9 protein-coding genes are annotated in these 14,245 nt (G+C 33.5%); 5 read left to right on the plus strand and 4 right to left on the minus strand.

Annotated elements, in window-relative coordinates:
* Nucleotides 1–359: 359 nt before the first annotated feature.
* The 3 genes from ACXHHC_RS11015 to mfd form a co-directional block, all read right to left on the minus strand.
* Nucleotides 360–869, minus strand: a complete 510-nt coding sequence (locus ACXHHC_RS11015) for a PEGA domain-containing protein (RefSeq protein WP_458226433.1) — start codon at nt 867–869, stop codon at nt 360–362.
* 30 nt (nt 870–899) lie between these two features.
* Nucleotides 900–1,517 carry a hypothetical protein gene (locus ACXHHC_RS11020; RefSeq protein ID WP_458226434.1) on the minus strand — a complete coding sequence of 206 codons (618 nt, stop codon included), beginning with the start codon at nt 1,515–1,517 and terminating at the stop codon, nt 900–902.
* A gap of 91 nt (nt 1,518–1,608) precedes the next feature.
* Nucleotides 1,609–4,938: a transcription-repair coupling factor gene (gene mfd, locus ACXHHC_RS11025; RefSeq protein ID WP_458226435.1), complete on the minus strand. Its 3,330-nt coding sequence runs from the start codon at nt 4,936–4,938 to the stop codon at nt 1,609–1,611.
* A 109-nt stretch (nt 4,939–5,047) separates the two neighbouring features.
* On the opposite strand from mfd, the gene ACXHHC_RS11030 reads away from it, so the two are divergent.
* The 5 genes from ACXHHC_RS11030 to ACXHHC_RS11050 all read left to right on the plus strand — a co-directional run bounded on the left by ACXHHC_RS11030 (nt 5,048) and on the right by ACXHHC_RS11050 (nt 13,072).
* The gene (locus tag ACXHHC_RS11030; protein ID WP_458226436.1) at nt 5,048–5,836 is read left to right on the plus strand and encodes an alpha/beta fold hydrolase; all 789 of its coding nucleotides are present in this window, start codon (nt 5,048–5,050) and stop codon (nt 5,834–5,836) included.
* 120 nt (nt 5,837–5,956) lie between these two features.
* Entirely contained in the window at nt 5,957–8,662 is a 2,706-nt protein-coding gene (locus ACXHHC_RS11035; protein ID WP_458226437.1) for a hypothetical protein, read from the plus strand.
* 196 nt (nt 8,663–8,858) lie between these two features.
* The gene (locus tag ACXHHC_RS11040) at nt 8,859–10,412 is read left to right on the plus strand and encodes a sulfatase family protein (RefSeq protein ID WP_458226438.1); all 1,554 of its coding nucleotides are present in this window, start codon (nt 8,859–8,861) and stop codon (nt 10,410–10,412) included.
* A gap of 99 nt (nt 10,413–10,511) precedes the next feature.
* On the plus strand, nt 10,512–11,723 hold the full coding sequence (locus tag ACXHHC_RS11045) for an ABC transporter ATP-binding protein (RefSeq protein ID WP_458226439.1): 1,212 nt from the start codon (nt 10,512–10,514) through the stop codon (nt 11,721–11,723).
* 68 nt (nt 11,724–11,791) lie between these two features.
* The gene (locus tag ACXHHC_RS11050; RefSeq protein WP_458226440.1) at nt 11,792–13,072 is read left to right on the plus strand and encodes a glycoside hydrolase family 117 protein; all 1,281 of its coding nucleotides are present in this window, start codon (nt 11,792–11,794) and stop codon (nt 13,070–13,072) included.
* A gap of 58 nt (nt 13,073–13,130) precedes the next feature.
* Here the strand turns inward: ACXHHC_RS11050 and thiL are convergent, their stop codons facing one another.
* Entirely contained in the window at nt 13,131–14,195 is a 1,065-nt protein-coding gene (gene thiL, locus ACXHHC_RS11055) for a thiamine-phosphate kinase (protein WP_458226441.1), read from the minus strand.
* Nucleotides 14,196–14,245 lie beyond the last annotated feature (50 nt).

A 14,245-nucleotide genomic window follows, 5' to 3' on the forward strand; every position in this document is an offset into this window, starting at 1 on the left:
AAAAATTCACCTAGAATTTAACTGAGAAAAGACACAGTTAAATAGACGATAGTATTCTTAAAGCCTTCTTTACACTATCAATCCTAATAAACGTAATCAACAATCTTAATCCAGTTTTGGTTTCTTTTTTTGTAGTTGTATAGATGGAGTTGTTTTGTGTTTATTGAGTTATTTTTTACCTTGTATAAAATAAGGAGGTAGCTTGAGAAATTCTTTTATTGATGAAGTTAAAAACTTCTAGATATTTCTGCTGTTTTTAAATATATCATACAAAAAATAAAAAGGTAGTGATTGTAAACCACTACCTTTTTATTATTAATTATTGTTTCACTTTTTTAAGATGTCACAAAATTTATAATTTATTCAGATATAGCTACTAAATGTCCTCTCCATTCAGAAGGGATATCATTTATAGAGTAAATTTGTAGACCTTGGTCGTTAGTTTTTACTTTAGCTGTAGTATTTTTCTTTGCTAAAGTTTCGTTTAAGAAAGGAGTATCTAATTTGTACATGGCACCTGTTGCAGGATCTACAATTAACCAACCAATAAAACCTCCAAATAAAATATTACCAATGTACCATCCATCTAATTTAAAGTTGATAGGAACAATTTTAGGCTCATAACCTTCTTTTTCGTATTTTACTAAGTAAGAAGCTTTAGAGAAAAAACCTGCACTAGCTTTTAATTTTAAGTCTGCAGGAGTATTACCTGTATATATAATTTGTTGTTTTTTATCAGTAATGGTAATTTTTGCATTAGAAGGTACACTATTTATAGAAATAGGGTAATTACTTTTACTAACAATACTTGCACAGCTGGTTAATAAAACTGAAGAAACTAATAAAAGTGATAAAAATTTAATTTTCATGATTTAATTTATTGTGATTTTTATAAAATACTATTTGATAAGTTTAATTTTTAAATTAGGATAGTTGGAACTTCTAACAGGAACTAAGAATGTTTTAGTTTCATTAGATTCAATTTTGGCTTTATAAATATTATACTTATTTAATTCACCCTCAAATTTATTATTTGCATTTTTGGCTGTAATAAAGTTTCCTATGGTTATTGCAGGTCCTATAACTAATCCAATAGGAAAAATATTTTCAGTAGAGGTTATTCCGTTTTCTGTCTTTGTACTTTGTAACTGAAGTGGAGAAAGTAATAAGTACAGTAAATGAGAAGCGGGTTTTTGCTTAAGATTTGAAAAAGTTTCATTTGATGTAAGCACATTTATCTCATCACCCGCAGCAGTAGTAATTTTAAAGTCATTACCATAAGTAATGGTTTTTAAAGAAGAATTTTTAATTTTAACTGCGGCTATTTTAACACCTGTGTTATATGACTTTTTAGCATATTTCTTTCTTAAAGGTACATAGTCATACGATAGTTCAATTTCTCCGTCTTTATTACTTGTTGTAAATGCTCTATTTTCAGGAGATAATAAATTGTATTTATTAGCACAGCTGGTTAAAAACAAGATTAAGACTAGTCCTGAGAAAGAAATTTTTTTCATAATTATAGATTGTTTTTACAATAGTGTATGTAAAATATAATTGGCAATACTAAGAAAAATTCACCTAGAATTTAACTGAGAAAAGACACAGTTAAATAGACGATAGTATTCTTAACGCCTTCTTTACACTATCAATCCTAATAAACGTAATTAACAATCTTAACCCAGTTTTGGTTTCTTTTTCTTTCATTACACAAGTAGTTGGGTTCTTTTGTACGTACTGAATAACTTTGGTAAAGTTTTCTGTAGTATAGAACTCACTTTGTTGATTGGAAACAAAGTAACCAATCATTCTTTTTTGTTTTAGTACTAACTTTTCTATTCCTATTTGTTTTGCAATCCATTTAATACGCACAGAGTCTAACAAATCTTCTACTTGCGTTGGAATTTCTCCAAAACGATCTCTTAATTGAGTTTCGAAATTTTGAAGTTCTGCTTCGGTTGTTAACTCACCTAATTGTTTGTAAAGGCTAAGTCTTTCTGCAATTGCGTTTACATAGTCGTCTGGGAAAAGAATTTCAAAATCAGTATCTATCTGAATGTCCGAAACGTATTCTTTATTCGGATTTTCTGATTCGTTATACAGGTCTTTAAACTCCTTTTCTTTTAATTCCTTAACGGCTTCTTCTAAGATTTTCTGATAAGTATCAAAACCAATATCTGTAATAAATCCACTTTGTTCACCACCCAATAAATCTCCTGCTCCACGAATTTCTAAATCCTTCATGGCAATGTTAATTCCGCTACCTAAATCTGTAAACATTTCTAGAGCCTGAATTCGTTTACGGGCATCTTCAGTCATCATGTGGTATGGCGGACAAATAAAATAACAGAAAGCTTTTTTGTTAGAACGTCCCACACGTCCACGCATTTGGTGTAAGTCAGACAGTCCAAAGTTGTTAGCGTGATTGATGAAAATGGTATTCGCATTCGGCACATCTAATCCAGACTCTATAATGGTAGTGGCTACTAGAATATCAAAATGACCATCCATAAAGTTGACCATAATTTCTTCTAGTTTACGTCCTTCCATCTGTCCATGACCAATTCCAATTTTAGCATTGGGCACCAAACGTTGTAACATTCCGGCAACTTCCTTAATATTATCTACTCGGTTGTGGATAAAGAAAATCTGACCACCACGAGAAATCTCATACATTACCGCATCTCTAATGGTTTCTTCACTAAAACCAATTACATTGGTTTCTATAGGATGACGGTTGGGTGGAGGAGTGGCAATAACAGATAAATCTCTTGCTGCCATTAAACTAAACTGCAACGTTCTAGGAATAGGAGTAGCGGTTAATGTTAACGTATCTACATTTTCTTTGATGGTTTTTAATTTGTCCTTGGCAGCAACTCCAAATTTTTGTTCCTCATCTATAATTAAAAGTCCTAAGTCTTTGTATTTAATTTTATCAGAAACCAATTGATGTGTTCCAATAATGATATCAATTTTACCTTGTTCCAACTCATCGGTAATGATGCGTTTTTGTTTGGCAGTTTTAAAACGGTTGAGGTAATTAATGGTAACAGGAAAATCTTTTAATCTTTTGTGGAAAGATTTAAAATGTTGAAATGCTAAAATGGTAGTGGGTACCAAAACAGCTACTTGTTTTCCGTTATCTACAGCTTTAAAGGCTGCACGTATGGCAACTTCTGTTTTTCCAAAACCAACATCCCCACAAACCAATCTGTCCATGGGTTTTTCATTTTCCATATCTGCCTTAACATCTTGTGTGGTTTTAAACTGATCTGGAGTGTCTTCGTACATAAAACTAGCTTCTAACTCATGTTGTAGATAGCTATCAGGGTCAAGAGCAAATCCTTTCTGATTTTTTCGTTTTGCGTAGAGTTGAATCAAATCAAAAGCAATTTGTTTTACTTTAGTTTTGGCCTTTTGTTTGGCTTTTTTCCATGCAGGCGATCCTAACTTATGTACTTTTGGAACTTTACCGTCTTTACCGTTAAACTTAGAGATTTTATGTAACGAGTGTATGCTTACATACAATACATCAGAATCTCCGTAAATTAATTTAATGGCTTCTTGCTTTTTACCGTTTACATCTATCTTTTGTAGGCCTCCAAATTTTCCAATTCCGTGATCTATATGTGTTACGTAATCTCCAATTTCTAAGTTGTTAATTTCCTTTAAGGTGACCGCTTGTTTTTTAGCAAAACCATTTTTTAGTTGGAACTTGTTATATCTTTCAAAAATTTGATGATCTGTATAACATACAATTTTACGCTCGTGGTCTATAAAACCTTGATGAATTTGAAACACGATGGTTTCGTATGCAATTTCTTCTTCTGCATCTTTAAAAATATCGTGAAAACGCTGTGCTTGCTTTTCGTTGGCACAGAACAAATAGTTGGTATAGCCTTTTTCAGAATTCTCTCTTAAATTATCTATCAACAAATCAAACTGTTTGTTAAAAGAGGGCTGAGGTGTTGTATTTCCATCAATTGCATTGTCTGCATTAGAGCTAGTGTTAATGCTTACTCTACTATAATGGTTTAATTGCTCTTTTATCTGAATTCCATCCACAAACAGTTCGCTTGGCAGTGCGTGTTTTAAGCTATCCGATAAATTGTTATAATGCCCTTCAGCCTTTTCAAATAAGGTATTTAAATCGTTAAAAAGAATATCTAGCGTATGAGTAAAAACAATACTGTTCTTAGGAATAAATTTTAAGAAAGATTCTCGTTTTTCCGAAAACTGTTTGTTCTCTACGTTGGGCATTACCTGAATTTTAGTAGGCTTACCAGTAGATAACTGACTTTCTACGTCAAAAGTTCTAATGCTGTCAATTTCATCGCCAAAAAACTCTAATCTATAAGGTTCGTCATTGGCAAACGAGAACACATCTACAATTCCACCACGAACCGCAAACTCTCCAGGTTCTGTTACAAAATCTACACGGTTAAATTTGTATTCAAATAAGACTTCGTTTATAAAATCTATGCTGTATTCGTCTCCAGTGTTAATTTTTAGGGTGTTCTCGTTTAGTTCTTTTTTGGTAACTACTTTCTCGAACAATGCATTTGGATAGGTAACAATAATAGAAGCTTTTTTTCTAGAGTTTAGACGATTTAATACCTCTGCACGCATTAATATATTGGCATTGTCTACCTCGTCTACTTCGTAAGGTCTACGATAAGAACCTGGGTAGAATAATACATCTTTGTCGTTTACCAAACGTTCTAAATCGTTTAAATAATAAGCAGCTTGCTCCTTATCATCAAATACCAATAAGAAGGTTTTCTCTGTTTTTTTAAAAGCTTCTGCAATTAAAAAAGACAAAGCAGCACCGTGGTATTTACTTAAAATACTGTGCGATTTTTCTTCTTTTAGTTGAGAAATAAATGTCTGTACGTTAGACGTGTTTTGAATAGTTTCTAGTAAAGATTGTATTTTCAAACCCTAAAAATTTTACACAAATGTAGGGCTATATTCAGTTGTTTACAAGGAGGGAAATAATAAGTGTTTTTCAATTGTAGCTAAACAAATAGATATTTATTTTTGCGGCATGAGCAAATTTATCACTTATAGAAATACTCAAATTCACTACACAGATACAGGTAAAGGATCTGCAATAGTATTGTTACATGGTTTTTTGGAGAATAGTACCATGTGGCAAAATTTAGAAAATCGGTTAAGTGCTAAGTACAGAATAATTACAGTAGACCTGTTGGGGCATGGAAAATCGGAAAACTTAGGCTATGTACATGCTATGGAAGAAATGGCCGAAGCAGTAAAAGCGGTTTTAGATACTTTAAATATTCGTAGGTCTTATTTTATAGGTCATTCTATGGGTGGCTATGTTGCTTTGGCTTTTGCTGAATTGTATCCAGACAACGTAAAAGGGTTGGTGTTGTTAAACTCTACCGCAAGAGCAGATTCCGATGATAAAAAAAGAGGAAGAGATAGAGCGATAGCAGTGGTAAAAGAAAATCATAAATCTTTTATTAGAACTTCTATTCCTATGTTGTTTCGTTCTAAATGCAGAAAAATATATAGCAACGAAATAGCCGAGGTTAAGAAACAGGCATTAACAACATCTCAACAAGGAATTATTGCAGCTTTAGAAGGAATGAAAATAAGACAAGACCGAGAAGTTTTATTGCACTTTGGGCCTTATCCTAAACTGATGATCTTAGGGAAAAAAGATCCTGTTTTGTCTTACGATGATTTAATTGATCAAACAAAGGGGAATGATACAGCGGTAGTTGCTTTAGAAAATGGACATATGAGTTTAATTGAAGATAGAGAAGGAGCAGAACAAGCTATATTTAATTTTGTAAAAACGCATGGATAGTTTTTTAATGATTTGTGTTCTTTAAGTGTATACTAAAAAACAATTTCCACACCTGCACGCACACCCTCAGTCCTTTTATTCATGAAATTTGATTTATTCATATTAAATTAAATTTATTTCATGAAAAATCGTCATAATTATATAGCCACTTTAGTATGCCTGGTCTTATCTATTCAGTGTCTTTGGTCTAACGAGTTTCCTAAAAAACAAACAAACTTTGTTACAGAGTTAGAGAATATTAGAAACATTGTTCCAACAAAAGTAGATGGGGAACAAGCTTTGTTTTTATCAAGTTTAACCGGTCAGGTGGGATGTTATACTACCGATGGTAAAAAGTTATGGGTTCGTAAAACAGAGAAACAAAATGCAGTGGTATTTCAAATTACAGCAGGAGATTTAAACAATGATGGTCAGGATGAATACTTGGCGGTTTCTGCAGATGGATATGTACAGTGTTGGGATAAGAATGGGAAAAGCCTTTGGGTGTTTAGAACAGAAAAAAAGGTGAGATTGGCTCAGGTAGCAATTGCCAATACGAGTAATGGAGCTTTTGTATACACAGGTGGAAACAACAATACCTTGTACAAATTAAATGGTAAAGGAAAAGTGGTTGCTACTGCAAAGTACAAAGGTTCTATGGGTAGATTGTTTACTGGAAACTTTACCAATGCCAATAAAGAATCTTTAATGATGATTACTTATGTGCACGATAAATTTAGATGGGAGTTTTTTGGGTTTGTAGATCCAGAAACCCTACAAACCATAAAAGTATTGCCTAAAAAGAAAAAAATAGCTGCTGTAAAAGGAATGATTACCGATGTAAAAATATCGGACATTAACAAAGATGGTAAAGACGATGTTTTGTTTTTTATTTCTGGAGGAGATGGTGCTTTTACACCAAGTTTTGCCGCTTTAGATTCGGATTTTAATGTATTGGCAAATTTTACGAGAAAGCAAATACCAAAAAAGGAGAGTAGAGGAATGGTGTTTAGATATGCTCATAACACTGGGGTTTCTTTGATGCCTTTTAAAAATGAAATTATTTTTCAGTTTGGTAGAGTAACTTATTTGTTAGATGCAAAAGGAAATATAATTGACAAGGTTGGACTGGAAGATAAGAATGCTCATTTTAGTACTTATAGCACTTGTTTTCTTCCAGAAGAAAAAAAGGTATATACTGCAGGAGAAGTGAGTGGAGGAAATGCGGTTTATAGTTACGATGTGTCTAAAAGTTCGGGTTGGAGTACCAGTCCAAAATTAATTGGTAAAACTGCGGAGGTAAATGAGAATTTAGAGAACTTATACGAGCAGGTTTTAGACTTTAAATTACCCTCTTATCAAAAGAAAGCAGAAAAGCCTTGGGTTATGATTTATGGAGCGGAAATTCCATCTAAAGTAACAAGGTTAAAAGGAGCAGATTTGGTAATCCCAGATCAGTACACATGGTCGGAAAACTATGATCGCTCTAAAATGGTTGCTGCTATTGGAAAAATTGCCAACAAGAAAGACAAGAGAAAACCCTATAAATTAACGCAAAAACAAATCTTACAAAAGGCAAAAGCTTGCGAGAGTAGAAACCAAGCCTTTACTATTTGGGCAGGTCATGGAAGCGACCCTTTTATTACCAGCATAGAGACCATAGAAAAAATTATAGAGGTTGCTCCAAATACATGTTATGGATTTGTGTATGCAGAAATGGCGAATACAGAAGATCCAAGATCTCATTACTTTGTAAAAGAGTACATGCCAAGATTGGCAAAAGCGTGTAGAAAAAGTGGTAAGGCCAAGTTGTATTTTAGATACAAGCAAATGTTTTGGGCTAAGAATATTTATATAGAACCTTGGAAAGATTTATTCTTGTCTAAAAAATATGCAGATATTTTAGTGCCTTGTACAGAAGATACAAATTCATTTACCCAAGATTTAAATTTGGCAGGTAGAATAGGAATGAAGTTTGGAGGTTATGTAAATGATTTTGGAATGCGATTGATTGATGACAATGTTACTGGTTGGAGACCTTTTGCTCCCGGGGGACAGAAATCTATTTCACCATTTTTAAGAAGTGGGGTAATGCGTGCTGCTTACGGTGCTAGGTATGGAGTTGTTTACAATTTTAAAAATACAGCCGGATCTAAATTGAACATACTTTGGGCACTAATGAAATCGGGAGTAATTCCGCAGGTAGATAGAGAAAATATTGCTTCTATTGGTTCTTGGCATTTGATTGATGGTGTACACGAATCTGCTTTAGAAAAGCATGGAGCAGGACATAATATTGACAATTGTAAAGAAGAAGACTATCAGTTAGTTATGAACGTATCTACTACAGGATGGGGAGGAACAAGTGTTCCAGATTACGATTTATCTAAGTTTTTAGGAGTAGAGTACCGTTGGACAAATTTTACTCCAGAACTTCCTTATGGAATGATACCGATTGCTCCCATAGATCTAAAGAAAGATTTAGATAAAACGGGTACAAAGTATACGGTTAGCGATCATGCTTTTGGATATGTTAATGGAAAAAAAATAAAAGCAACAGAGTTTGGTGCTACCTTAAAAGAGACCAGTATTAAAGGGAATAAAGATTTAGCTATAAATGTAAAAGGAGCTGCTTGGAGTGCTATTCAGTTAGATAAAAAGCACATCCGTTTAATTCTAATAGATCCAGGGTATATTACTCCTGCAGACAGAAATGTAATAATTACTTTAAATAAAAAGGCAAGTTCTGCAGTAGATATTTTAAGCAAAGAGAAGATTAAAATACAAGATGAAATAAGTGTAGAAGTACCAGCAGGTTCTATGAGATTCATCGATTTTAGTTACTAATACATAGTGTATTTAATATTCTTAAAAGCTCAATCTGTAGATGTATAGATAGAGCTTTTTTTGTCTTTTGTGTGATGGGGAGAATAGTTTTAAAAAAAGGGGGGCAATAATATGTCTTTATAAAATTTACTTAGAAGCCTATTGGAAACCGGATAATAACCCAACTTTATAACTACGAAATAAAAGAATTCTAAAAATGAACAGATTATTCACTTTACTAATGTGTGTTGTGTTTACCATGGGTAATGCACAAAAAAAGCCAAACATCATATTCATTTTGGCTGATGACATGGGGCCAGGAGATGTAAAAGCTTACAACAAGGACTCTAAAATCTTAACTCCCAATATAGATAGATTGGCGAAAGAGGGTGTCAGATTTATGGATGCGCATACGAGTTCTGGAGTATGTACACCAACACGATACGGAATTATTACGGGACGATATTCTTGGAGAACACATTTAAAAAAAGGGGTTTTAAATGGTCATAGCCCACATTTAATTCCAAGTTCAAGAGAGACTGTGGCAAGTATGCTAAAAAAACAAGGATACAAAACAGCTTGTATTGGTAAGTGGCATATGGGAATGGATTGGAAAATAATGCCCAATGCAAAAGAAAAGAAGCCAAAGAGAGAAATAGATATGGCAGCTCCCATTAAAAATGGTCCTAATACGGTTGGTTTTGATTATTATTTTGGAATTTCGGGTTCTTTAAACATGAATCCGCATGTGTTTATTGAAAACGATAAAGCACAAGGAACTTTTGAATATCTTAAAAATTATCCAGAATTAGAAAAGAGAGGATATATAGGGGCAAAGCCTGGTTGGTCTGCTAAGGAGTTTGAACAAGATCAGGTATTGCCAACGTTTGCTAAAAAAACGTGTAATTGGATTAAAGAAAACCACGATCAACCATTTTTTGTGTATTTACCGTTAAATTCTCCACATTCTCCTATTGTGCCTAGCAAAAAGTTTAAGGGGAAAAGTGGACTAAATGCACATGGAGATTTTTGTATGGAAACCGATTGGGCGGTTGGTGAGGTATTAAAAACATTGGATGAGTTACATATAGCTGATAATACGTTAATTGTTTTTACGGCAGATAATGGAACCTCTCCTAAAGCAGGTTTTCCTGTAATGGCAAAACAAGGACACCATTCTAGCTGGATTTACAGAGGGATGAAAGGTACCAATTGGGAAGGTGGACATAGAATGCCTTTTGTAGTACGTTGGCCAAAAGAAGTAAAAGCAGGTGGTATATCTAATCATTTGGTGTGTACTACAGATTTTATGGCTACTTGTGCAGAAGTTGTAGGTGTAAAATTAGAAGACAATCAAGGAGAAGACAGTGTAAGCTTTTTACCAATTATCAAAGGGAAAAAGACACCCAATCACCAAAATAGAACTATTATTCACCATTCTGACAAAGGAATTTTTTCTGTGAGAACCAATCAATGGAAGTTAATGTTCGATAATTTTGGAGGTTCGGGAAGATCAGATCCTAGAAAGAAAGAATTAATTAAGGATAATGGCGATATTTTGTTGTTTGATATGCAAAAGGATGCTACAGAGGATATCAACTTAGCGAATAAAAATCCTGAAATTGTTGAGGAGTTAAAAAAGAAATTGGCCAAGATTGTTATAGAGGGAAGAAGTACCAAAGGAAAAAGGCAAGTCAACGAACCTGCAGGAAAAGATTCTTGGAACCAATTAAAAGTAGTAGTAGAATACCTAAACGGCTATTCTTTCTAAAGGTGTTTGTATCTTTAGTTCGTAATTAGTCTACGAATGAAGCATCATATTGCGATTTTTAATCAATCCCAAGAAAAAAATAATTTGACAAAAAGTCTTTTGAACTCAGTTTCAGAAGGCTTTTTGTGCGATTTAAAAGGAAAAAAAGGAGCGTTATTTAGCTTGTCTGAAGTGCAAGATTTTTTAAAAGAAGAAGAGATTCATGATGATTATACTTTAACTGAACACAAGATTGATAGCAATGGAAACACAAGAAAGTTGTCATCTTTTTCCAGTGGTCAGCAAAAACAATTGTTGCTAAGACATATTAGAAAAGAGTTAAAAAATACTCAGATAGACTTTTTGGTCTTAGACAATCCCTATGATTGTATGGATGTGCAAGCTCAGGAAGATTTAGCAGAGGAGTTTTTAAGCTTGGCTGATGAAATCCAATTGATACAAATCTTTAAAATAAGAGATGAGGTGTTGCCGTGTATTCAACAAATTTATTTGGTAAACAATACAGAAGTTGTTTTTTCAGGTTCTAGTGAAGCTTATGACGAGTATTTTTACCAACAATTAAAACCATATGAATTTAAGGGTGATTTACCCAATGCTCTTGAACAAATAGAAGTACCTAATACTTTGGTGAAATTTACCAATGTGAATATTTTTTACAATGAAACAAGACAGATTGTAAATAACATTAATTGGGAAATTAAAAAAGGAGAATTTTGGCACTTAAAAGGCCCTAACGGTTCTGGTAAAACAAGTTTATTAACCATGATAACGGGAGATAATCCCAAAGCATTTGGAGAGGATATAGAACTATTCGGAAGGAAAAAAGGTTCCGGAGAAACCATTTGGGAACTAAAGAAAAAGATAGGTTATTTCTCCCCCAGTTTAACTCACAACTTTGGAAAGCTGTTTACCGTTCAGCATATGGTAATTTCTGGGTTTTACGATTCTATTGGTTTGTACCAAAAACCAACAGGGCATGAAATTTATGAGGCAGACAAATGGTTAGATTTAATTGGATTGAAAGAAAAAAAGCAAACTTATTTTGTTCATTTGTCGCCAGAAATGCAAAGAATAGTTTTAATAGTTCGTGCTTTGGTAAAATATCCACCATTGTTAATATTAGACGAACCAACAAATGAACTAGATGATTATGCTACCTCTATGCTCTCGGCTTTCATTCATAAAATTCATCAAGAAACAGAAACAACTATTCTCTACGTTTCACACAGAATGCTAAAAGGGTTGCATCCCGATAAAGTTTTTGAGTTAATTCCAACAAAAAATGGGTCTTTGGGTAAGGTTGTTGAGTAATTATCCATTTTAGAAAACTTCTATTTATGTTTTGGTTCCTTAATTTTAGTGACAAAACATTTATAATTATGCGAGTTACCATTTTAGTATTGGTTTTATTTTTAAGTATTTGCTCTTGTAGTAAGAAAGCGCAAACAGAATCTCAAATAGAGAAAGAGGTTTTAAGTGATTTTCCTTTTGGGAATGTACCAAGAGAAAAACCCAATAGACCTTTAAGTAAATCTACTGAACGAATTTATGAAGGAAGTATAAAAGGTTTTGAAACACAGAACAACGAGTTGTTTACCACATTTAAATATACCCCTTTAAAAGGATTGGACTATTCCAATGGAGATGGAACAGTATCTAGAAGAGACGTTTCTAAAGTAATAAAAGCAAATGGGAAGTACTATGTGTGGTATACGCATAGAGATACATCAACACCACCTTATAATGTAGAAGGGAATGATACCATTCCGGCCAGAGATTGGGATTTAGCTGAAATTTGGTATGCCACAAGTAAAGATGGTTTTACTTGGGAAGAGCAAGGAGTTGCTGTGGAAAGAATGGAAAAGCCTCATGCAGGTTGGAGGTCTGTTTCAACACCAGATATTTTAGTGTATAAAGAGAAGTACTATTTGTACTATCAGGCTTATTTAAACATGCCTGGAAGTCAAAAGAAAGGTTTGGCAGATGCTTGTCCAGTTTCTGTTTCCTATGCAGATTCACCAAATGGTCCTTGGACTCCATCTAATAAAGTAGTAGTGCCAAATGGGCCTGAAGGATCTTGGGATAGCTATGTAATTCACGATCCATACCCAATAGTTTATAACAATAAAATTTACTTGTACTATAAAGGAGAAATGGGAGGAAATCCTAGAGTTAGAGCACAAGGTTTGGCTATTTCTGATGATCCTATAGGGACTTTTAAAAAGCATCCTTTGAATCCTGTAATTAATTCAGGACACGAAACAGCCTTGTTTCCTTTTAAAGAAGGAGTAGCCGCTATTGTAAGTAGACATGGATTAGAGCACAATACCATTCAATACTCTCCTGATGGGGTAAATTTTGAAATTGCCTCTATAAGTTCATTGTTTCCGATAGCTCCAGGAGGTTATATACCCGATGTGTTTACCAATACTGACAATGGAAGAGGATTAACATGGGGATTGTGTCACTTTAGAGATGTGGGTAGACCTGACGGTAAAAGTCACAGTATTTTGGCTAGGTTCGATTGTGATTTAAGTTTGGATGTAAACCGACCTGAAATGAAAGAAAGTGATTATCTAAATCATCCAGAAGTATATTTTACGTTTGGATTGAGTAATGAGGAAAAGGAAAGAACAAAAAGGGAAAATACTTTAGAGTAAGCCAATAAAAAAACAGCAACCAATTTGGTTGCTGTTTTTAGTTTTTATAATAAGTATTTTAAGATTCTTCTCCGTTCTCTAACAAAGAATTCCAACCTTGTGCAGTTAATGGAACTGCTTGGTTAGAACCACGAGTAATTAAATTCATTCCGCTATTGGCATCTGTCATATGACCAATAACAGTAATGTGCGGATTTCCTTTAATTTTATCAAAATCACTTTGTTTAATGGTAAACAATAATTCGTAATCTTCACCACCACTTAAAGCAACGGTAGTACTGTTTAAATTAAATTCTTCACATACCGAGATAACTTGTGGGTCTAAAGGAATTTTTTCTTCGTATAAGTTACAACCAACTTTAGATTGTTGGCAAATATGTATAATCTCCGAAGACAATCCGTCCGAAATATCAATCATAGAAGTAGGTACTACATCCAAATCGTTTAGAATTTTAACCATGTCTTTTCTAGCTTCTGGCTTTAATTGACGTTCTACTAAGTAAGAATAAGCATCTAAATCTGGTTGGTTGTTTGGGTCTACTTCAAAAACTTGTCTTTCACGCTCTAATACCTGAAAACCTAAATAAGCAGCACCTAAATCTCCAGAAACAATTAATAAGTCATTTTCTTTAGCGGTGTCTCTGTAGGTAATTTTTTCCTCTTCTGCATATCCAATAGCAGTTACACTAATTAATAATCCTTTGGTTGATGAGGTAGTATCTCCTCCAATCAAATCGATATTGTATTTTTCGCAAGCTAGTTGAATACCACTGTATAGTTCTTCTACAGCTTCTAAAGGAAATCTATTAGAAATAGCAATAGAAACGGTAATCTGTTTTGCGTCGGCATTCATAGCATACACATCAGACAAATTTACCATTACAGATTTATACCCCAAATGTTTTAAAGGCATATAAGCCAAGTTAAAGTGAACACCCTCTACCAATAAATCTGTAGAAACCAGTGTCTTTAAACCATCAGAATTTAAAACGGCACAATCATCTCCAATTCCTTTAATGGTAGAAGTGTGGTTAATTTTAAAATATTGAGTCAAATGGTTGATCAATCCAAATTCTCCTAAGCTTGCTATATCTGTCTTTTCGGGTGATTTATCTTCGAACATAGTGGGTCAAAAATGAAAGGTTTTTTAGTTTAAAACAACTAAATAATTAA

The organism is Wenyingzhuangia sp. IMCC45574, from assembly GCF_054182685.1.

Excerpts from the sequence above, each read along its gene's own strand:
- ACXHHC_RS11020 (WP_458226434.1), bottom strand. The coding sequence starts at position 1,517 with ATGAAAAAAATTTCTTTCTCAGGACTAGTCTTAATCTTGTTTTTAACC.
- ACXHHC_RS11015 (WP_458226433.1), bottom strand. The coding sequence starts at position 869 with ATGAAAATTAAATTTTTATCACTTTTATTAGTTTCTTCAGTTTTATTA.
- ACXHHC_RS11030 (WP_458226436.1), top strand. The coding sequence starts at position 5,048 with ATGAGCAAATTTATCACTTATAGAAATACTCAAATTCACTACACAGAT.
- thiL (WP_458226441.1), bottom strand. The coding sequence starts at position 14,195 with ATGTTCGAAGATAAATCACCCGAAAAGACAGATATAGCAAGCTTAGGA.
- ACXHHC_RS11040 (WP_458226438.1), top strand. The coding sequence starts at position 8,859 with ATGAACAGATTATTCACTTTACTAATGTGTGTTGTGTTTACCATGGGT.
- ACXHHC_RS11050 (WP_458226440.1), top strand. The coding sequence starts at position 11,792 with ATGCGAGTTACCATTTTAGTATTGGTTTTATTTTTAAGTATTTGCTCT.
- ACXHHC_RS11035 (WP_458226437.1), top strand. The coding sequence starts at position 5,957 with ATGAAAAATCGTCATAATTATATAGCCACTTTAGTATGCCTGGTCTTA.